Here is a 20,440-nt window from a genome sequence, read left to right on the forward strand (position 1 = left end):
CACAGAGATATTCAGGCTTACATCCACTTCTACAACCATGAACGATTACAAGCAAAACTAAACGGCCTCAGTCCGATGGAGTACAGGACTAAGGCCGCCTAATTGACTTTATTTATTTGTACTGTCTACTTGACGGGGTGCAGTTCAAAAAAAGTCCTGGCTGCTGCTGTTTTATTGCCTGTTTTCGGTTCGATCAGCCGTTCGTAGAAGCAGCCGCAGCCGGCGTATTCTTCTCGAATAGTTTAGCTGTCGTCACCCAGTGAGGTCGGCCAAACGGCCCGCGAACGGCGGGTCAATGCCCAGAATGAAAGCGCAGAAGCGCTTACGGCGGCACCTAGCCAACAGACGCCGTTCCACCCCGCGTAAGCGTAGACGCGGGTCGAAGCGATCGAACCGGCGGCGCTGCCGATGGAATAGAAAACCATGTAGCCGGCGGTGAGCCGGCTGCGCGCCTCGGGCCGTACGTTATAAATCATGCTCTGGTTCGTGACATGTACGGCTTGAACGGCCAAATCAAGAAGGAGGATGCCGACGATCAAGGCAAGCAGCGAATGTTCGGTATAGCCGATCGGCAGCCATGAAGCGAGCAGCAAGGTCAGGGAGACGCCGGTCGTCCGTTGTCCCTGGCCCCGATCGGCGAGCCGGCCTGCCCGGGAGGCAGCCAATGCTCCGGCGGCCCCGGCGAGACCGAACGCTCCGATGGCGGTATGCGAGAGCGACAGCGGCGGGCTGCTTAGAGGCAGCACCAATGAGGTCCATAATATGCTGAACGCGGCAAAAATCAACAAAGCCAGTACGGCGCGAACGCGCAAGATGCGTTCCTGCACGAACAACCCGCATACCGAGCGAAGCAGCTGCAGGTAGGATAGCGGCGGTCGTTCGCGTTCTTCATGCGGAAGCACGCGGAACAGCACGCCGGCCATAACGAGCGTCAACGCTGCCGAGACGAGATAAACCGAACGCCAACCGGCGAGATCGGTCCATACCCCGGCAAAGGTTCTCGCAAGCAAAATGCCGATCACGACTCCGCTGATGACCAAGCCGATGGTTCGTCCGCGCTCGACGGGAGCAGCCAAAGCCGCCGCGAACGCCACGAGCACCTGCGTAACCACGGCGAGAAGTCCGACCGCAGCTAAGCCTATGAGCAGTACCGTGCCGGTCGGGGCGGTGCCGACCGCGACAAGAGCCAATACGGATAATAGCATCAGACCCGGAATCAGCCGGCGCCGATTCAGCAGATCGCCGAGCGGGACCAACAGCAGCAACCCCGACGCATAACAAATCTGAGTAACGGTAATGACGATGCCGACGGAGGAAGGGGCGATGCCGAACTCGCTCGAGAGCGCGTCCAGCAGCGGCTGCGCGTAGTAGATATTGGCAACGGCCAACCCGCAGGCGGCCGCAAACAATAGTGCCGTATAACGAGACATGGAGGCACATCCTTTCTCGAGAATATAGAATCATACCAAAGAGTATATTATATCGATCGGTACGTTATGTAACAATGCAAATTTAACGTGCGTATACAGCTGCTGTCAAGGGAATTGTTATCGGAAGTGCCTGTGGCAGCCGTGAACGGTTTGACAGGATATCCCTCTGCGTTTACAATCAAACCATACCGAACGATATATATTAAGAGGTGCTGTCATGGTTCGAAAACGGGAATTTGACATGGACATTGCATTGGATGCAGCCATGCAGGTCTATTGGGAGAAAGGTTTCGAAGCTGCCTCTTTAAGCGATCTAACATCCGGCATGGGAATTCAACGGCCCAGCCTGTACGCCGCCTTCGGCGACAAGAAGGAATTGTTCGAAGCCGCGCTGCGGAAATATACGGCCATTCACGCTTCCGATATTCGGGCCAAGCTTCAGAATCGCTCATCCGTGAAGGAAGGGTTCCGCGCCGTGTTCGAAGGCATCGTGGAAGAAGGCTATTCGGAAGGCCGATATCGGGGATGCTTTTGCATTAATACGATGGTGGAACTTGCTCCCCATGATGAGAAATTCGAAATTCTGACCAGGGAACATCAAATGTACCTTTCGGTTCTATTCCAGGAAGCGATTGAACGGGGGTTGCGGTCGGGCGAGCTTGAAGCCGGCATGAACGCGAAAGCGCTGGCACAGACGCTGGTTGTTTCGTTAATCGGACTCACCGTCATGCTGAAATCGCGTCCGGAGCGATCATTTATCAATAATTCCGTAGAGACCATCCTAGCGCTGATGAAATAGATGCCGGGTATATTCTTGGCTTCCAAATTGCTCGAATCGGTTATCGAAGTCCGGAGCGAAGCGTTCGGACTGTTTGACGTGAAAGGACCCCGAACCGGCCGGCACGAAAAAGGGAAAAACTTTTACTAGTTTCGACACGTTATTCGAACGAAAAATAGGGTACACTAGTAAAATCGAAAACTAGTAAGCTAGCTATTCGCAAGAACGGGCATCGATAAGGATGTGAATAAGCAATGCCGGATATGAACCTGTCGGTTCCGGTCCGAACCGGGAGGCGAAGAACGAGCCGCGGGCCATGGCTGCTTACGATGATGCTGCTGTCTTTGGCAGGGCTGATCGTGCTTCATTCGCCTGCGAAGGAACGCTTCTGGCCGGGCGATGAAGCCCGGGATAACGTGCCGCCGCCTCCGCCGGTGACGTCGCTGCATCCGGTCGTGGCCGCGAAGATGATGGAGCTGATCCAGCTGACGTCGAAGGCTGGCATCACGATCCTGGTCACCGACGGCTTCCGCAGCAGCCTGGAGCAGGACGTGCTCTACGAGCAGGGACGAACGGCCAAGGGACAAGTCGTCACGAACGTGAAGGGCGGCGCTTCGTACCACAACTACGGCTTGGCGATCGATTTTGCGCTGCGCACCCCGAAAGGGGACGTGATCTGGGATATGAAGTACGACGGCAACCATAACGGCAAAGCGGACTGGCTGGAGGTTGCGGGCATTGCCAAGACGCTCGGCTTCACTTGGGGCGGGGACTGGAAAAGCTTCAAGGACTATCCGCATTTGCAGATGGATTTCGGCTATTCGATCAGCGAGCTCAAGCGGGGCAAGAGGCCGCCGAACGATGCAAGTCCCAAATAGGAACAGCTCACGAAAACCGTCGTATCCACGGCGGCTTTCGCGATGAAAAGGACCGTGTTGCAAATGGTAATATATGTCTTTCATATTTCCGATTGACATACTAGGTTATGGCCGTTTATAGTAAATCCATTACGAAGATAGAGAAGATAGGATAGGGAGGCAAAATCATCATGAAAATCAAGCCACGCACAGGCTTCGCGCTGGCGCTCATTCTTGCGGTCGTGCTCGTATTGTCCGCATGCGGCAGCAAAGAAGAAAATGCCAATAACGCAGGAAACGCGGGCAATGCGCCGGCGAACAATGCGGCTGCGGGCGGGGACGCTTCGCTCGATTCGTTGAAAGGCAAGAAAATCGCACTCATCATGCAATTTAACCAAGGCACGTTCTCGGCGCAATACGTCGACGGCGTAAAGAAACAAATCGAGAAATTCGGCGGCAAAGTAACGGTGCTGGCGTCGGACAACGATTTGAATAAAATGGTGACCAATCTCGATACGGCGGTCAACCAGAAGTATGACGGCATTCTGATCGACCACGGCAGCGCGGACGCGCTCACGAACGGCGTGAACAAAGCGATCGCGGCTAAAATTCCCGTCGTTGCCTTCGACTCCGGCTTGTCCGTAGAAGCCGTTACGAGCCTGGCGCAGAACGATCAGCTGCTGGCCGAGAAGTCGCTTGAAGCGCTTAAGAAGGATTCCGGCGGCAAAGGCAACATCGTCAAAGTATGGGTAGCGGGCTTCCCGCCGATGGAAACGCGTCAAATCACGTACGCGGAATTCCTGAAGAACAATCCGGATATTAAGGAAATCTCCCAATTCGGCGATGCCAATCAGGCGCAGCTCGACGCGCAGACGCGCATGGAAGCGGTACTGAAGCAGTATCCGGAGAAAGGCAGCATCACGGCGGTATGGGCGGCTTGGGATGAGTTTGCCAAAGGCGTAACGAACGCGATCAAGCAAGCGGGACGCACGGAAATCAAAGTCTACGGCATCGACCTGAGCGACGAGGATCTGGCGCTCATTCAAGATCCGGCAAGCCCGTGGGTTGCATCCGCAGGCGCTGACCCGTCTTCGATCGGCCAAGTTCAGGTGCGTTACCTGTACCAAAAGCTGCACGGCGACCAAACGGACGCGACGGTTCAAATCGAGCCGGTATTCGTAAGCCGCGACGCGCTGCCGACGGACAAGAAAATCACGACGGCGGAACTCGGCGAGTATGTCAAAGGCTGGGGTACGAGCGAGCAAGGCAACACGGACTACCTCAAGGCGCTGGAGCAATCCGTAGGCAAATAAGCAATAAGCTCAAAAGAACGGCGCGGCGAAACCCGCGCCGTTTCCTATGTTTAGCGGTTGTATAGTATTGCCGGGTCGGCTAATGTTACACTATATACGTTATTTTGCCTGTTAAGTTTTAACATGCTTAACGAAGCAGCTGCCTAGTCGTCTAGCAGCTGATGTTTTGTTATCTATGAGTCTAGAAGCGTTAGCACGTTATAATGTGGTTTGGTGAAATGCGACCGAAGGTCGATATGGGCTCGGAGCAACAGCCTATGCTTTCGAAGCCGGCGAATGCTGCATTTCTGTCTCCGACAGTGAACGCAAACCAATCGCCTTAAGCGGTCGCCTTTGTGGGCAAATTTCTACGACTAAATCATTCATATAATGAATGAAATTTGCCCACAACAGCGATTGAAGGCTCATACCGACCGCAGGGAGCGGATGTTCACCATGCGGATTATCCCAAGCGAAGCGTGAAAGGGGAATGTTGATGGGACAGTCCGAACAGCCGGCGCGCCTGCTGCAAATGAGCGGGATCGGCAAATCGTTCGCGGGCGTAGCAGCGCTCAAGAACGTTGATTTCGAGCTGCGCGGCGGCGAGATTCACGCCCTGCTCGGCGCGAACGGCGCAGGCAAGAGCACGCTCATGAAAATTTTGTCCGGCGCGTACGAAGGCGACGAGGGAACGGTCGCGATCGACGGCGAGACGCTGCTCGTCCGTTCGCCGGCCGACGCGAAGAAGAACGGCATCCACTGCGTCTATCAGGAAGTGGATACGTCGCTCGTGCAGCATCTAAGCGTCGCGGAGAATATCATGCTGGATCGTCTGGCTTCCTCGGAAGGCAGCGCGTGGATCGCATGGGGCAAGCTGAACGAGGAAGCGGCGCGGGTACTGGGCCGGCTCGGTTTACGCATCGACGTCAACCGTGCCGTCGCGGATCTGACGCTGGCCGAGAAGCAGCTGGTGCTGATCGCGCGGCTGTTCGCGCAGGAAGCGAAGTTCGTTATCCTGGACGAACCGACGGCGCCGCTCAGCCTGGAGGAAGCGGATCGGCTGTTCGGCCTGATGGACGGCCTGAAGAAAGCCGGCATCGGCATCGTCTTCATCTCGCATCGGCTGCCGGAAGTCTTCCGCGTCAGCGACCGGATCACGGTCATGCGCGACGGGGGCGTCGTCATGAACGAGCCCGCGGGTGCCACGAATGCCGGCGAGGTCATTCGGGCCATGCTCGGCAAGAGCTTCGAGGAGGAATATCCGAAGCTGCCGGCCGTCATCGGCGGTCCGCTGCTGGAGACGAAGGGACTGGCCGCCGGACGGCGGGTCCGCGGCGTCGATCTGACCGTGAGCAGCGGCGAGATCGTGGCCGTCGTCGGGCTCGTCGGCGCGGGCAAGACGGAGCTGTCGCGTCTGCTCTTCGGTGCGGATGTCGCGGAGAGCGGAACCATGACGCTCGGAAGCAAGAACATCCTTCCCCGTTCGCCGGCCGAAGCGGTGGAAGCGGGCATCGTGCTCGTACCGGAAGAGCGGCGCAAGGAAGGCATTCTCGTACGGGAGTCCGTGCTGCATAATCTGAGCCTTCCGATTCTCAAGTCGCTCAGCCGGCTCGGGATTATATCCGGCCCCAAGGAGAAACGGCACGCGGCCGATACTATCGCGCGGCTCGGCATCAAGACCCACCGTGCCGAGACGGCGACCGCTTTTCTCAGCGGGGGCAATCAGCAGAAGGTTGCGATCGGGAAATGGACGAGCACGGATGCGAAGATATTCGTCTTCGACGAACCGACGAAGGGCGTCGACATCGGCGCGAAGCGCGATATTTTCCGGATCATCGGCGAACTCGCGCAGCAAGGCAAGGGTATTCTCTATTTGACCTGCGAATTCGCGGAGGCGCTGGGCCTGGCGGATCGGATTCTCGTGCTGTGCGATGGGGAGATCGTCCGCTCGTTCGACCGGGGCGAGGCGACGCAGGAGGATTTGCTTTACTATGCGAGTGCGGGTAAGGAGGAAATGGCTTGAACAATCGGGTGCTGCAATTCTCGTTTAAATACGGGGCGATCCTCTTCATCGGTATCGTTCTGCTGTTCTTTTCGCTCTACAATGAATATTTCTTGACGTACAACAACCTCGCGGATATTCTGCGCTCCATCTCCATCGTGACGTTCGTCGCGATCGGTGTGACGATCTCGCTGACGGTCGACGGCTTCGATCTGTCCGTCGGCTCGACCGTCTCGCTCGCCACGGTGCTGTCGGCGACGATGATGGTGTGGTATGAGATGCCGCTGGCGGTGGTCATTATCGTGCCGCTCGTGTTCGGAGCGATCGTGGGCCTCATTAATGCGTTTCTTATCGTTAAGGTCCGAATACCGGATCTGCTCGCTACGCTGGCGGTCATGTACATCGTGAGCGGCGTGCATAAGACGTACACGAAGGGCTACTCCATCTACAGCAACATGCAGATGCAGGACGGTACCAAGGCGCCGGGGGCAATCTCCAAACAGTTCCTGTGGATCGGCCAAGGCAAGCTGCTCGGCGTACCGTTTCCGGTCATTCTGATGGTCATCGCGGTCATCGCGGCGCATCTGTTCTTCAAATACACGCGGCTCGGCAGGCAGATGATCATGATGGGCGGCAACGAAGAAGCGGCCCGGCTATCCGGCCTTCGCGTCAAGCGGGTGCGCACGATCGCATACGTCGCGTCCGGCGTGCTTGCGGCCATCGGCGGCATCCTGTTCACGGCCCGCGTCGGCAACGGGCAGGTCGATGCCGGCGCGCCGATGCTGATGGAAGCCGTCGCGGCGGTATTCGTCGGCTACTCCGTCTTCGGCGCAGGGCGTCCGAACATTATCGGCACGTTCATCGGGGCGATTCTGATCGGCGTGCTCGTCAACGGCATGACGATGATGAACGTCGAGTACTACACGACGGACATCATCAAAGGCGCGGTGCTCGTGCTCGCGCTGGCGGTTACGTTCATTCATTTGAACCGCAGGAAGAATTGAATTTGATTGACTACGCCACTTGCGGCGCTGGCCGGATTCTCTTGGGAGAATCCGGCTTTTTTGCGGAGGCCGGCGATTTTTTCGTTATATCGCCTCCATTCACGCCGGCATCCTCACTTCCTTGGCCTGTGAACGTGCGGCGGAATCCATGTAGGGACGTTGAGCCGTTACTAGAAGACATGCATTTTCGCTTCGCTGGCCGAATGCATACGTACTATTTACCAACGGGCATAATAATGGCGGAGTCTGGTAAAAGGAGAGGGACAACGTGTTCTTTTTTGGTAACCTGTCCGGAAAAGGCTGTTTATTTAGTTTGGTCGTCACCATACTAGCCAGCGGTTTGTTCTACCTGATTGGCAGGATGTTCGGGTTTCCCTTTTTTCTATTTGTTCCGTTCGTCTTTCTTCCCTTTATGATGAAGAGAAGATAACAGACAAGAATAATGCTTATGTTCAATTCCTTAGCGGGAAACCAAATCGGAGCCGGGATCTTAAATGCCGCGGGCTCCGATCATGCGCCCGCATCCCAAGACAACCAGTCTTATGACGATCGTTCGATCATTCGCCATTCAGTGCCGAACTCCAACACATGATGGTTGGACGGAAAAGAACGAAAGAAGAAAGAAAAAAGAAGAAAGAGAAGAAAGGAAGAAAGAGAAGAAGAGAAGAAAGAGAAGAAAGAGAAGTCATAAGTTTGCAATGAGGCTGCCGGAGACGGCAGCTTTTTTGCATCAAAATGTCTTGTTTTTCTCAATACTGCTGCGGAGTTCCTCTTAATCGCAATGAACCGGGGTTCTACCCGACATACAACTCCTAGCAAGGAGTTCGTACCAATACTGACCATTGAAAAGGGAAGGCTCGCGCCTCCAATGAGAAATGTATTTGACATGACCCATTGTGTTAGTGTACTATTTCATTAATACAGTTATATGGTATTAAATTCAAATTTCGGGGGAGATTGAAATGGCCGCATGGGCAGCTTCATTCAAGAAGGATTTTCGATTGACAAGATCGTTTTTTTTCGTCGGTTTGGTCATGAACCTCATGATTTTATCGTTAACGTTGTTCATTACCCATGGCGATAACCTGTACCCGTTCATCCCGCTGTTAGCGGTTGTGGCGTTACATGTTTTCTATCTTCCGCTCTTCTTGTTTACCAGCTTGAGGACGGAGGCCGGTCATCTTCACCTCTGGCTCCATAATCCCCAATCGGCCGCCGCCTTGCTCCTTAGCAAGATACTGAACGGGCTGATCATGACGATTATTTCCTTGATCGTTCTATATGCGATGGCGGGTCTATTGCTTATTTCGAGGTTTCATTTAATCGAGCCGCATTGGACGGATACTTGGATGGCAGGCTGGTTGATTTTCGTTCATGTGATTTTGATTTCCGTGGGGATTGGCGTCTGGGTGATCCTTTTATGGTCCCTTTACCATGCGCTTAAATATCGCATCGGGCGTTGGAACTGGTTAGTCATTCTTGCGGCGGTCATCCTGCCAAGCTGGATCGGCAGCTTGTTCGATTCCTCCAGCCTATACAAGATGTTGACGCAATGGGGGAGCTTGGAGATGAATTTCCCGACGTTCTCGATCGATCCTATACCCGCCTATGCGGGTGAATATCTGTATCACTTTATAATTACCGTCGGGCTGTTTTACTTGAGTGCTTGGATTATGGATAGAAAAGCAGAGGTGTAAAGATGGATGGATGAATTTAATTCTTCAAAACCGATTTATCTGCAATTGGCAGATCGGATTAACCGACTAATCGTGAGCAAAGAGCTAAAAGCCGGCCAGAAGCTTCAATCTGTCCGCGAAATGGCGTTATCCTACAACGTCAACCCGAACACCATTCAGCGCACTTACAGCGAATTGGAACGCGAGGGCGTTCTGGAGACCAGGAGAGGCCAGGGCTCATTCGTCACGGAACAAGAGGAGCGACTGATTCAATTGCGCGGGAAAATGAAAGAAGAGCAGATTGAAACGTTTGTTCAAGTCATGCGGGAAATGGGTTTCAGTTCGGACGAGATCGTCTCGGGATTGCGGGACCACTTGCTCAAAATGAATAAAGGAGATGAATCCGTTGATCGAATTGACTAATGTCTCTAAGACGTATAAGAAACGTTCCGTAATTGCGAACATTTCGTTCACGGTGCCCTTAGGTAAAATCATAGGCATCGTGGGCGAGAACGGCAGCGGGAAGTCGACGATACTGAAAATGATCGCAGGACTGCTGCAACCGACGACCGGAACGGTAACGGTTAACGGGGAGAACGCGCACAGAAGAATAAGTAAACACGTGTCTTACTTATCCGACCGGGATTCTTTCTATCCCTTCTTTACGGTAAGAGAGGCAATAGCCTACCAGGCCTCGCAATTTTCCGACTTTAATCTCGCGAAGGCGGAAGAAATCATGGCCTATATGGCACTGGATCCAGACAAGAAAATCAGTGCGCTCTCAAAAGGAAATCGAGGCCGATTGAAAATCGTGCTTACGCTAGCCAGAAATGTACCTTACCTTCTAATGGATGAGCCGTTATCGGGACTCGATCCGATGGTGCGGCATGCGATCGTGAAAGGAATGATTTCTTATCTAGACTTGGAAACGCAGACCCTGATCATGACCAGCCATGAAATCTCGGAAATAGAACCGATATTGGATAGCTTCATAGCCATTAAGGACGGGGCACTGGTTAGAAAGACGGAGGTCGAGCACCTGCACGAATCAGAGGGACTCGGCATAACGGATTGGATGAAAAAGGCGTATCTCGAATGAATTCAACCCGATCGGAGCCGATTGAATGAATGGGATCTCGCTGTTTCGCCTTTATTTGTTGAGGGCGCTGTACGTTCTTGTCGCCGTGGGGCTTGGCATCAAGGTATGGCCTGGAATCATCCATCATGAAAAACCTTGGGAACTGATGGAGGGAGTGGTCCAATGCATGCTGGCCGCCTTTGCCGTTCTATCCGTCCTTGGGCTCCGGTATCCGCTGCAGATGCTGCCTTTGCTTCTGTGGGAAATGACATGGAAGTCGATTTGGCTCCTCGTCGTTGCGCTCCCGCTGTGGTCATCCGGCCATATGGACGAATCGACCTGGGCGACGGCATCGGCCTGCCTGCTGATATTGATTTTTCCGTTTGGAATTCCGTGGCGCTTTGTGTTTGAACACTACCTCAAGAAGCCCGGAGATCGGTTTTACTGAATGCGGCCGGAGAGCGCAGCCAGGGGCTGGCTCGGGATGCAGCAAACGATTCGGTTTGGCTGCCGCATATAATAGCATGCAGAGGAGAGATTCCAATGAATTTTACTAGCAGACAAAGCGCACGCATTGTAGGCGTACTCTTTATTCTTGCTGCCGTTACTTCGATAATCGGTCTTGCTTTATACCAACCCGCCTTAAGTTCCGATTATTTGACTAACGGTTCGAAACACGCCAACCAGACGATACTTGGAGCCGTTATGGAGCTCATTCTGGTCGTTTCGGCGATCGGTACCGCGACTACGATGTTTCCGATTCTAAGAAAGCATAATGAGACGATTGCTCTTTGGCATGTATGCTTCCGATTTCTTGAAGCGATTATTATTACGGTCGGCGTCATCAGCATGTTGTCCCTCGTGACCCTAAGCAGGGAGTTCATAGCGGCAGGGGCAGTGAATGCCGCATCTTTTCAAGCTTCGGGCACTTCGTTGAAAGCCGTGCATGACTGGACATTTTTGCTTGGCCCCAACTTCATGCTGGGCATCAATACGGCGATGTACAGTTATATCTTTTATAAATCCAAGCTCATCCCCAGGTTTATACCCATCTTGGGTTTGGTCGGATCCGCACTTATATTTCTTTGTGCCGTCTTAGTCATGTTCGGCGTCATTGATCAAGTTTCCGTCTGGGGGGCGGTTTTTGCGATACCGGTAGCTGCCAATGAAATGATATTGGCCGTATGGCTTCTCGTCAAAGGCTTCAATGAATCCGCGCTTGCCCCTACTAACAAGCCCAGCGTGTAGAACGAGGATAGAACAGAACGCGGTGAAGCACGGGTACATGTCGCTGCCGTACTCCGCCCGATTCAGGCAGCGCATGCAACATTCGGCAGGCATTCTCGTCTAGCAAGCAAGGGGGCGAGAGACCATGAATACGCGGAAAATGAAATCCGCAATCCTGGCATCGGCGGCTGCCGTCCTGCTGCTGGCCGGATGCGGCGAGCAAGCTTCGAATACGCGGCCTGTTCAGCCCGGCACGGGAAACAGCCAAACGAACGAGCCGGCCAAGGAGCCGGCGGGCTCAACTTCGAACGGCGGCGGCGTCGTGCTGCCGAAGATCGAACTGCCCAGGCAGTCCAATGCGGCTGCGGACATGATCGGATTATTCGTGTACCAAGGCCGAATCTATACGCAGACCGATACGAAGCTCGCGGCGAAGGATGCCAAAGCGCTGCTCGGCGAGAAGGTCGGCCGGACGATCGGCAGCATCGACGAATGGAGCAGCCAGGATGCCTATGCGACGGAGCTGGCCTCATCGATCGGCGAGGCGGATATTTATGCCGTTAAGGGATACGATCCGGCGTTCAGACTCATGTCGTACGCGGAGCAGGACGGGGAAGTCTGGACGGAGCTGTACGAGTGCTTGAACGGCTTCACGGTGAACAGCGGCGCGGATCTGTTCGGGCGTCTCCGACTGGAGGGCAACCTGCAATCCGCGCAATGGGAGACCTTCAACAGCTGGAATGAATCGAAGCGGCATTTGCAGCCGGTGGCGCAGGGCGACGCGTTCGCGGCGTTTCTGGACGCCTTGAACGAAGCGAAACCGGTCGCGTTCGACATCCTTTACAAGCAAGGGATCTATGATAACCCGGACCAGAAGTTCATCTCCCTCACGTTGAAGGACGGCAGCGTCACGCGCCTGCGCCTATTCGGGAACGGGTATGCGAAGTACGCGGGCGCGGCGGTGTTCTTCCGGGTGGAAGATGCCGCCTTCCAAGCCCTGTGGCAGGCAATGGCCTGATCTAAACCTGCAACATTCCGCCAAAGGGTAGATTCTTGCCGCGCCTGCGCTATAATCGGGTTGTTGGCATGATCAAGCATTATCCGAGGAGGAATGAACAGGGATGTTGAACGTCAAGCTAGGAATGCGGATTCCGCCCAAGATCGGCGCGGAGGGTATGGCGCAAACGGCGCAGCTGGCAGTAAACGCAGGACTTGAGGTGTTGGATCTCCCGCGGCTCACGCCGGAATGGAAAGCGGCCTGCGAGGCGGCCGGCCTTGGCTTCGGCTCGATCGACGCGAAGCACACGGCGCAGCTGCTTAGCCGCGACGAAGCGCGCCGCGCGGACGCGGTGGAGGCGACGAAGCGGGAAATGTCCGATATTGCGGCATTGGGAGGCCGCGTGCTGTTCATGTGCCTCGTACCGGAGGATCTCACGCTTCCGCGCAGCGAAGGCTTCGCGATCTGGAAGGATTCCTTCCCGGAAATCGTCAAGCATGCCGAGCAGCAGGGCATCTACATCGCGATCGAGGGCTGGCCCGGACCGGCGCCGCATTATCCGACGCTCGGCTGTACGCCGGAGATGCTTCGGGCGATGTTCGACGCGATTCCGTCGAAGCATTTCGGCTGGAACTACGATCCGTCGCACTTGGTTCGCCTCGGCATCGATTATATCCGGGCGCTCGGCGAATTCGGCGAACGGATCAACCACTGCCACGGCAAGGACACGGAGATTCTCCATGACGAGCTGTACGAATGCGGCGTGCTGGAAGCGACCTTCGGCGCGAAATTCGGTTTCTCCGAGGGCTCCTGGCGGTACACGATCCCGGGCCACGGCGAAGTCGACTGGGGCAAGGTTGCCGTACGTCTCGATCGTCTGGGCTATTCCGGCGCGGTCAGCATCGAGCTGGAGGACCACCGTTTCTGGGGTTCGCTGGAAGCGGAGAAGCAGGGCATCGAGAAGGCGGCACGGCATTTGGCAGCGTATTTCAAATAAACGGCATTCTAATCCATAAGCGGCATTCCGGTCCGAAACGATACGCATAGCCCCAGGCTTGGGCATAACCGAGCTTGGGGCGTTTATTTGCATACGAAGCCTTCGATGGCGATGCGCTATTGCAGCTCTCCTTCCTTGATAATAATTCGGAATATTGAAATAATTGGGCCACAACGAGAACGAATAGCGGGAAAACCCGTTCCGAAAGTAAAAATAGTACACCAAAACTAAAAATAATATCATTATGCGAGGCCCCCTGCTTCAGTAAGATGATAGTAATGGCGAAGAAAGTACATTACCGATGGGAGGCACGGCGCATGCTGAAACTGATGATCGTCGACGATGAGCTTTGGATACGGGAGGGCTTGAGGCAGACCGTCGATTGGACGGCGCACGGGATCGAGTGGATCGGCGAAGCCGAGGATGGCCGGGCGGCGCTTGCGCTGCTGGAGAAGAACGTGCCGGACATCGTGATATCGGACATTCGGATGCCATCCATGGACGGCATGGAGCTCTTGGAAGAGGCGAAGCGCCGGGGAATCGATACGAAGGTGATCCTGATCAGCGGCTTCAGCGATTTCTTCTATGCGCAGAAGGCCGTGAAGCTGGGCGCATTCGATTATATTCTGAAGCCGATCGAGGAGCAGGCGCTGCTCGACATCGTCGACCGCTGCGCCGCGGAAATTCGGAAGCAGCGACAGGCGTTCAACCGGATGGAAGCGCTGACGGATCTCGTGCGGGAAAGCGTCCCGCTCGCCAAGCAAAAGCATCTGGAGCTGTGCCTGTCCCGCCCGACGGCCGCGCATGAGCTGCAGCCGGTCTGGAAGGCGCTCGGCATCGATTTGGACCCTGAGCGGCTCGTCGTCCTGTCGGCCGTCGTCCATGATTGGGGCGAGCGGGGCTTGAACGAGAGCGGCTGCGCGTTATTGCGCTATGCGCTGGGCAATCTGATGGAGGAGATTTTTACCGAAGCGGGCCTGCGCGCGTTGGCCTGCCCGCTCAACGAGCATGAGATGGCCGACGCGGCGCTGATGGTCTCCTCCTGCCGGACAAGGCCGGATCGGCTTGCTCCCGATGCGGGCGGCGAACAGATCTTCGTCGTCGCGGATCGAGCCGTCAAGCGGGCGCTGCAAGTGCTCGGCATTCGAATCAGCATCGGGGTCAGCGGCCCCGGAGAACGAAACCAACTTTTTTTCGCGTTTAGGGAAGCGCTTACATATAACGCGCATTATTTCATTCACGGCGCTAGCCGCGTGTACGGGCCGACGGCGGAAGGATACGCGGCGGCCCCACCGCCGTTCGCGGCTTCGGGCGCGAAACAAGCGGCGCCGGATGAAGCCGCTCAAGCCGCGGCCAAATCGGAGGTGCTCGACACGGCTTGGACCAACCGGATGATACATGCGATGATGCTGTTGGACGAGAAGCGGCTGTCCTCCCTGTTGGACGAACAGACGAAGCTGCTGCGCGAGTGGGTCAAGCAGAGCTCGGCGCTGGCCGTGCGCACGGAGATGAACCTGTACATCGGCCTGCTGTTGACCAAATGGCAGGAGCTTTGCAAAGGCAAGGAGCATTTCAAGCCCCTCGCGGTGACGCATCAGATGAAGCTCCAGCTGTACCGCTGCCCGCTGCGGGAGTGGAAGCAGACCGTCATGAACGCCTTTTTGGTAAAGAATCCGAGCTCGATCGGGCTTGGGCAGAAGCGCAGCATCGATAAAGCGCTGCGATACATCCACGACAACTTCCACCTCGGTATCAGTCTTAACAACGTAGCCGAAACCATCTACTTGAATCCCTCGTATTTCAGCAGAATGTTCCATGAAGAGGTCGGAGAGCCGCTGAGCAAGTATCTGATCCGCATTCGCATCTCGAAGGCGAAGGAACTGCTCGAACAGACATCCCTCAAAATTTACGAAATCGCCGACCTGGTCGGCTATAAGGATTTTCGGCATTTCGTCAAAACCTTCAAGGATTGGGAAGGTATGACGCCGGCCCAATACCGCAATTACGGCGCGTAGCAGAGAGGGGCGACCATGCTGACGTTCTTACGAAAATCCAACCTTGCTTCGGTCGGAGTCAAGGTATTCGGCTTCTATGCAGCCAGCATTCTCATTATCGTGACCGTCATGGGCTATCTATCGTACGGCAAATCGGCGGAAATCATCGAAACCAAGGTCGGCGGCATGGCGCTTCAGAACGTGCATCAACTGAGCAAACGGATCGATACGATCCTGGCGGGCTACGAAGACCGGTCGATGCTGGTCTTGGGCAACAAGGAGATCCAGAAGCAGCTGAGCGGCAAGTTCCGGAGCGAACTGGAGCGAATCGACACGAACAACGCCAACACGGCTTTTCTCGCGAACCTCGTGAATTCGCGGAACGACATGAAAAATATTTATCTGCTGGGAGAGCGGGGCGCTTCCTTCCGTTATTCGCCGCGGGATTCTTTCCCGGCCTTTAACCCGTACGCGGCCGATTTCTCCAATACGACCTGGTACGAGCGCATCCGCAAGGCGGAGGGGGGCATCGTCTACTTCGGCATCGGGCCCTCGCTGATCCGGGGCGCGGAGCCGAACGCCAAGCCCGTATTTTCCTTCGGCCGGGCGGAGAGGGACATCGCCAGCGGCGGCGAAGTTATCGGCGTGCTGCTGTACGAGGTGGAAGCGGCGGAGATTACGGATTTGCTGTCGGAGATCGACTACGACGGGTCGGGCGTGAACGTCCTGGTCGACAATGACGGGGCAATCGTCGGCGACAAGGACGGCCTGCTGGGGGCGACCCGCCTCGGCCTTCCTTTAGCGAACGCCCGCCAAGGCCTGTTCGGCCGCATGATCGACGGGGAGAAGAAGCTGGTCGTCTACAATCGGCTCGAAACGGCGGATTGGACGCTGGTCGGCATGCTGCGCGGCGCGAACCTGATGAAGGAAGCGCGCGATATCCGCTGGTATATGCTGATGCTGGGGCTCGCATGCTTCACGATCGGCATCTTGCTGGCCGTCTTTATCGCCGCATCGGTCCACCGGCCGCTTCATCGGATGATCCGCGCCATGCGCAGGGCCAAGAACGGCGATTTCGACGTGCGCATCGCGGACAAGCGCGAGGATGAGTTCGGCTATCTGTTCCTTCATTTCAACGGCATGGTGTCCCGCATCAAGGAGCTGATCAACGAGCTTTACGTGCAGAAGCTGCTGGAGCAGGGGCTGCAGCTGAAGATGCTGGGCTCGCAGATCAACGCGCATTTTCTGTACAATACGCTCGATTCCGTGCATTGGATCGCACGCATTAACAAGGTGGACGACATCAGCACGATGGTTTTCGGCCTGTCCAAGTATTTGCGCCTCAGCTTGAGCGAGGGCAGGGACGAGGTCAACGTCGACCAAATCGTTCAATTGATCGACAGCTACATCATGATTCAGAAGGTCCGTTACCGGGATAAGTTCGCCATGCATCTGCATGTGGAGGAGACGCTGGGCGAGTACAAGGTGCTCAAATCCATCTTTCAGCCGATCGTGGAGAATGCCATCTATCACGGATTGGAGAAGAAGCCGGGCAAAGGAAGGCTCGACGTCTCGTTCCATCGCGAGGGCGGATGCCTGAAGTTCGTCGTCGTCGACGACGGCAACGGCATGCAGCCGGATAAGCTGAGCGAGCTGCAGCAGCTGCTGCGAAGCGAGGCGGCCATCGAAGGAAGCCATTTTGCGCTCCGCAACATCAACGCCCAAATCCAAATCGCCTACGGCATGCAGTATGGCATCGAGATCGACAGCAGCTGCGGACAAGGCACCCGCGTCGAGCTCACGATTCCGCTGGTCAAGGGAAGCTCTGCCAGACAAATCAGCTAATCCGCCGCGTTCCGCCGAGGATTGCGGATATCGCGAGGCATGGAAGGAGGAGGACTGAAATGTTGAAGACGCTGTTGATGCGCAAGAAGGCGGCCGCGTCGCTGCTGGCCGTTCTCATGGGGGCCGTGCCGCTGCTGCATGCCTGCGGCAGTGGGGACGATAACGGGGCCGGGTCGGGTATCGCGGAGGAGGCGGTCGGCGATCCGGTGACGATCAGCTTCTGGTTCCCGTGGGGCGGAGACTTCGAGAAGGAGTTCCGCGATAACGTGGTTACCCCCTTCGAGACGAACAATCCCGATATCAAAGTCCGGATGTCCTTCGTGGAGAACTCGGATAATTCGCAGGCATCCGACAAGCTGCTGACGGCCATCGCGGGCGGCAAAGCGCCGGACGTCGCGATGTTCGACCGATTCCTCGTGGGCGAATGGGCCGAGATGGACGCGCTCGAGGACTTGTCCGCGGAGGCCGAAGCGGACGGAATGGCAGGTATCTATTATCCCAACGTATGGTCGGAAGCGCAGTACGAGGGAAAGACGTACGCGCTGCCGTGGAACGTGGACAGCCGTGCCATGTTCTACAACAAATCCATGATGAAGGAGGCCGGCCTCGATCCCGATAAGCCGCCGAAGACCATCGCCGAGCTGGATCAGATGGCGGAACGGATGTTCAAGCGCAACGCCAGGGGAGAATACGATCAAGTGGGCTTTATCCCTTGGCAGGCGCAGGGCTTCCTCTATACGTATGGCTGGAATTTCGGCGGGGAATGGGAGCGGAACGGGAAGCTGACGCTCGATGATCCGGCGATTCTGCGGGCGCTGCAGTGGATGCAGGGCTACGCCAAGAAATACGACGCCGCGAAGCTGGAAAGCTTCTCGGACGGAATGAGGCAGTCCGGCACGAACCCGTTCGTATCCGGCAGGGTCGGATTCGCCGTGGAGGGCAATTGGCTGCTCAACGGAATGGGCGCGGCTCGCTTCGAATGGGGCGTGACGCCGATGCCGACGGCGGACGGCCGCTCCTCCGGGTCCTGGTCGGGGGGCTGGTCGTTCGTGATGCCCAAGGGCGCCGAGCATAAGGAGCAGGCTTGGCGGTTCATGAAGTTCATCGCCGGCAAGGAGGGATCGCTGTTATGGGCAGGGCGCGCGGCCGCGGGCAAGTACGATCTGACCAGCATTCCGGAGGTGAACGAACGGCTCGGGCTGGACAAAAAGAAGGATCTGAGCGTATTCGTCAAATTGCTGGAGCATGCCCATATTCGTCCGGTGACGCCGGTAGGGGGGTTCCTGTGGGACGAAATGTACCGCGTGCAGCGGTTGGCCGTCAGCCTGCAGGGGGAGCCCAAGGCGCTGCTGGGCGAGATGAAGAAGAAGGTCGACGCCGAGCTGGCCAAAGTGAAGGCGAGATCGACAGGAGGCGGAGGCTGAACATGCAGCCTTGCATGCGGAATTCGCAGCGCGCCGGAGTCTTGCTCATGACGGATTCATCCGCGTTGAATTCATGGCATTACGCATTCATAGCATTAATATTCGCAGCGTGAAGTTTCTTCGCGCAAGAGGCTGTCCCGACGTCATGAAGATGACGGAGGGGCAGCCTTTGCGTTATCCGCCTCGTGAAATCGGGTCAAAATACTACACCAAACCTAAAGGCGCTCGCATTACCCCGATCCGGTAATTCCTCTACACTAGAAGAAGGTTGACCGATTCCCAATCGACCATATCGAGGAGGCTTGAAGGTGAACAAAAGAAGAAGGAGCATGCATGCGAGACCGGAAATGATAAAGATTCTTGCGGCCGTGGTATCGCTAAGCGTGGTATTGGCGGGCTGCGGAGGGTCGAACGGGGGCGGCGAATCGGATACGGGCAACGCGGGCAGCAATGCCGATGCCGATGCCGGGGCGAAAGCGAACGACGCGGCAGGCACGGGCAACGCCGCAGGCGCGGGCAACGAGGCGGCGGCCGGCGACAAGAACGCCGACGCGGCAGGCGGCGATGCGGCCGCGGGCAGCGGGGAGAAGATCACGCTTACGTTATGGGGCTGGAGCGGCAAGTTCCAGACGGATTTCACGAAGATCGTGATCGGCGAGTTCGAGAAGGAGCATCCCAACATCAAAGTGAAATACATGCCCGACCAAGGCGGCAACGACAAGCTGACCACGCTGATCGCCGGCGGCACTCCGCCGGACGTGGCGATACTGGACCGCTTCTTGGCGGGCGCCTGGGCGGCCAAGGGTTCCCTGGAGAGCTTGACGCCTTATCTCGAGATGGACAGCGAGATCAGCGGCAACGATTACTATCCGGCCGTCTGGGCGGAGGGCAACTACAATAACGAAGCGTACGCGATGCCGTTCGGCACGGACAACCGCGGACTGTATTACAACAAGACGCTGATGAAGGAAGCGGGCCTCGACCCGAACAAGCCGCCGACGACCATCGACGAGCTGGACAGCATGGCGGAGAAGATCTTCAAGAAATCGACGAGCGGCGGGTACGAGCAGGTCGGCTTTATTCCATGGATGGGCCAGAGCTATCTGTATACGCAGAGCTGGAACTTCGGCGGCGAATGGACGAAGGACGGCGAGTTGACGCCGAACGACCCGCAGATCGTGAAAACGCTCGAATGGATGACGGGCTACGCCAAGAAATACGACATGGCCAAAATCAACAAGTTCAACGACGTCATGGGCAAGACCGGCATCAATCCGTTCTGGACGGGCAAGGTCGGCTTCATGGTCGACGGCAACTGGATATTGAACGATCTGAAGAGCAACGCGAAGGTCAAGCCGACCTTCGAGTGGAGCGTTGCGCCGATGCCTTCCGAGGAAGGGTACCCGCAGACGACATGGGCCGGCGGCTGGTCCTTCGCCATGCCGAAGGGCGGCAAGCACCCGCAGGAAGCATGGGAGCTGCTGAAGTTCATTACGGGGTACAAAGGCACGCTGCTCTGGGCCAAACGCGCGGACGCGGGCAACGATATCACGGCCATGCCGAAAGTCAACGAGGAGATCAAGATCGCGGATAACCCGCAGCTCAAAGTATTCCTGGACATGATGCCGAACGCTCATTTCCGTCCCGTCACCCCGGCCGGCCAGAAGATGTGGGACGAAACGTTCCGCGTGCAGGATCTGGCGTTGAACGGCAAGGGCGAGCCGAAGAAACTGCTGGACGAAGTCAAGAAGAACGTGGACAGCGAGCTCAAGAAACTGCAGGCCAAATAGCGAACGGACTCGGAAGGGGGCGGGAAGCCGCACCCCTTTCCCGCGCGCG

General features: G+C 56.4%; 18 protein-coding genes. 17 read left to right on the forward strand and 1 reads right to left on the reverse strand.

Going from position 1 to position 20,440, the window contains the following annotated elements; genetic code table 11:
* Positions 1 to 9 precede the first annotated feature (9 nt).
* Positions 10 to 102 carry an IS3 family transposase gene (locus GT003_RS25190; protein ID WP_428842605.1) on the forward strand — a complete coding sequence of 31 codons (93 nt, stop codon included), beginning with the start codon at positions 10 to 12 and terminating at the stop codon, positions 100 to 102.
* Positions 103 to 242: 140 nt separating this feature from the next.
* Here the strand turns inward: GT003_RS25190 and GT003_RS25195 are convergent, their stop codons facing one another.
* Positions 243 to 1,430 carry an MFS transporter gene (locus tag GT003_RS25195; RefSeq protein ID WP_161703171.1) on the reverse strand — a complete coding sequence of 396 codons (1,188 nt, stop codon included), beginning with the start codon at positions 1,428 to 1,430 and terminating at the stop codon, positions 243 to 245.
* Between the two features lie 217 nt (positions 1,431 to 1,647).
* On the opposite strand from GT003_RS25195, the gene GT003_RS25200 reads away from it, so the two are divergent.
* From GT003_RS25200 to GT003_RS25275, 16 genes are all read left to right on the forward strand, one after another.
* A complete protein-coding gene (locus GT003_RS25200) occupies positions 1,648 to 2,229 on the forward strand; it encodes a TetR/AcrR family transcriptional regulator (RefSeq protein WP_161703173.1) in 582 nt (193 codons plus the stop codon).
* A gap of 233 nt (positions 2,230 to 2,462) precedes the next feature.
* The gene (locus tag GT003_RS25205; protein ID WP_420831480.1) at positions 2,463 to 3,086 is read left to right on the forward strand and encodes a M15 family metallopeptidase; all 624 of its coding nucleotides are present in this window, start codon (positions 2,463 to 2,465) and stop codon (positions 3,084 to 3,086) included.
* 170 nt (positions 3,087 to 3,256) lie between these two features.
* Complete coding sequence (locus tag GT003_RS25210; RefSeq protein ID WP_161703175.1) at positions 3,257 to 4,378, forward strand: sugar ABC transporter substrate-binding protein; 1,122 nt, start codon at positions 3,257 to 3,259, stop codon at positions 4,376 to 4,378.
* Positions 4,379 to 4,853: 475 nt separating this feature from the next.
* Positions 4,854 to 6,380, forward strand: a complete 1,527-nt coding sequence (locus GT003_RS25215; RefSeq protein ID WP_239566100.1) for a sugar ABC transporter ATP-binding protein — start codon at positions 4,854 to 4,856, stop codon at positions 6,378 to 6,380.
* A complete protein-coding gene (locus GT003_RS25220; protein WP_161703177.1) occupies positions 6,377 to 7,363 on the forward strand; it encodes an ABC transporter permease in 987 nt (328 codons plus the stop codon). The genes GT003_RS25215 and GT003_RS25220 overlap by 4 nt, the downstream gene beginning before the upstream one ends.
* A 1,001-nt stretch (positions 7,364 to 8,364) precedes the next feature.
* Positions 8,365 to 9,060 carry a hypothetical protein gene (locus tag GT003_RS25225; RefSeq protein ID WP_161703179.1) on the forward strand — a complete coding sequence of 232 codons (696 nt, stop codon included), beginning with the start codon at positions 8,365 to 8,367 and terminating at the stop codon, positions 9,058 to 9,060.
* A gap of 6 nt (positions 9,061 to 9,066) precedes the next feature.
* Positions 9,067 to 9,462, forward strand: coding sequence for a GntR family transcriptional regulator (locus GT003_RS25230; RefSeq protein ID WP_161703181.1), 396 nt, complete (start codon positions 9,067 to 9,069; stop codon positions 9,460 to 9,462).
* Entirely contained in the window at positions 9,437 to 10,138 is a 702-nt protein-coding gene (locus tag GT003_RS25235) for an ATP-binding cassette domain-containing protein (RefSeq protein WP_161703183.1), read from the forward strand. Before GT003_RS25230 ends, GT003_RS25235 begins: the two co-directional genes overlap by 26 nt.
* A 25-nt stretch (positions 10,139 to 10,163) precedes the next feature.
* Positions 10,164 to 10,565: a hypothetical protein gene (locus GT003_RS25240; RefSeq protein ID WP_161703185.1), complete on the forward strand. Its 402-nt coding sequence runs from the start codon at positions 10,164 to 10,166 to the stop codon at positions 10,563 to 10,565.
* Between the two features lie 95 nt (positions 10,566 to 10,660).
* Entirely contained in the window at positions 10,661 to 11,365 is a 705-nt protein-coding gene (locus tag GT003_RS25245; protein ID WP_161703187.1) for a DUF4386 domain-containing protein, read from the forward strand.
* A gap of 124 nt (positions 11,366 to 11,489) precedes the next feature.
* Complete coding sequence (locus tag GT003_RS25250; protein ID WP_161703189.1) at positions 11,490 to 12,362, forward strand: amino acid kinase family protein; 873 nt, start codon at positions 11,490 to 11,492, stop codon at positions 12,360 to 12,362.
* Positions 12,363 to 12,465: 103 nt separating this feature from the next.
* Positions 12,466 to 13,338, forward strand: coding sequence for a sugar phosphate isomerase/epimerase family protein (locus tag GT003_RS25255; RefSeq protein ID WP_239566101.1), 873 nt, complete (start codon positions 12,466 to 12,468; stop codon positions 13,336 to 13,338).
* 317 nt (positions 13,339 to 13,655) lie between these two features.
* Positions 13,656 to 15,353, forward strand: a complete 1,698-nt coding sequence (locus tag GT003_RS25260; protein ID WP_161703192.1) for a response regulator transcription factor — start codon at positions 13,656 to 13,658, stop codon at positions 15,351 to 15,353.
* Positions 15,354 to 15,368: 15 nt separating this feature from the next.
* Positions 15,369 to 17,177 (forward strand): cache domain-containing sensor histidine kinase, encoded by a 1,809-nt coding sequence (locus GT003_RS25265; RefSeq protein ID WP_161703194.1) that lies wholly within the window; start codon positions 15,369 to 15,371, stop codon positions 17,175 to 17,177.
* A gap of 59 nt (positions 17,178 to 17,236) precedes the next feature.
* Positions 17,237 to 18,601, forward strand: coding sequence for an ABC transporter substrate-binding protein (locus GT003_RS25270; RefSeq protein ID WP_161703197.1), 1,365 nt, complete (start codon positions 17,237 to 17,239; stop codon positions 18,599 to 18,601).
* Positions 18,602 to 18,909: 308 nt separating this feature from the next.
* Positions 18,910 to 20,391, forward strand: a complete 1,482-nt coding sequence (locus tag GT003_RS25275; RefSeq protein ID WP_161703199.1) for an extracellular solute-binding protein — start codon at positions 18,910 to 18,912, stop codon at positions 20,389 to 20,391.
* The last annotated feature ends 49 nt before the right edge of the window (positions 20,392 to 20,440 follow it).

The organism is Paenibacillus sacheonensis, from assembly GCF_009909195.1.
Lineage (GTDB): Bacteria > Bacillota > Bacilli > Paenibacillales > Paenibacillaceae > Paenibacillus_Z > Paenibacillus_Z sacheonensis.

Excerpts from the sequence above, each read along its gene's own strand:
- GT003_RS25195 (WP_161703171.1), bottom strand. The coding sequence starts at position 1,430 with ATGTCTCGTTATACGGCACTATTGTTTGCGGCCGCCTGCGGGTTGGCC.
- GT003_RS25200 (WP_161703173.1), top strand. The coding sequence starts at position 1,648 with ATGGTTCGAAAACGGGAATTTGACATGGACATTGCATTGGATGCAGCC.
- GT003_RS25205 (WP_420831480.1), top strand. The coding sequence starts at position 2,463 with ATGCCGGATATGAACCTGTCGGTTCCGGTCCGAACCGGGAGGCGAAGA.
- GT003_RS25210 (WP_161703175.1), top strand. The coding sequence starts at position 3,257 with ATGAAAATCAAGCCACGCACAGGCTTCGCGCTGGCGCTCATTCTTGCG.
- GT003_RS25215 (WP_239566100.1), top strand. The coding sequence starts at position 4,854 with ATGGGACAGTCCGAACAGCCGGCGCGCCTGCTGCAAATGAGCGGGATC.
- GT003_RS25230 (WP_161703181.1), top strand. The coding sequence starts at position 9,067 with ATGGATGAATTTAATTCTTCAAAACCGATTTATCTGCAATTGGCAGAT.
- GT003_RS25235 (WP_161703183.1), top strand. The coding sequence starts at position 9,437 with ATGAATCCGTTGATCGAATTGACTAATGTCTCTAAGACGTATAAGAAA.
- GT003_RS25240 (WP_161703185.1), top strand. The coding sequence starts at position 10,164 with ATGAATGGGATCTCGCTGTTTCGCCTTTATTTGTTGAGGGCGCTGTAC.
- GT003_RS25245 (WP_161703187.1), top strand. The coding sequence starts at position 10,661 with ATGAATTTTACTAGCAGACAAAGCGCACGCATTGTAGGCGTACTCTTT.
- GT003_RS25250 (WP_161703189.1), top strand. The coding sequence starts at position 11,490 with ATGAATACGCGGAAAATGAAATCCGCAATCCTGGCATCGGCGGCTGCC.
- GT003_RS25255 (WP_239566101.1), top strand. The coding sequence starts at position 12,466 with ATGTTGAACGTCAAGCTAGGAATGCGGATTCCGCCCAAGATCGGCGCG.
- GT003_RS25260 (WP_161703192.1), top strand. The coding sequence starts at position 13,656 with ATGCTGAAACTGATGATCGTCGACGATGAGCTTTGGATACGGGAGGGC.
- GT003_RS25265 (WP_161703194.1), top strand. The coding sequence starts at position 15,369 with ATGCTGACGTTCTTACGAAAATCCAACCTTGCTTCGGTCGGAGTCAAG.
- GT003_RS25270 (WP_161703197.1), top strand. The coding sequence starts at position 17,237 with ATGTTGAAGACGCTGTTGATGCGCAAGAAGGCGGCCGCGTCGCTGCTG.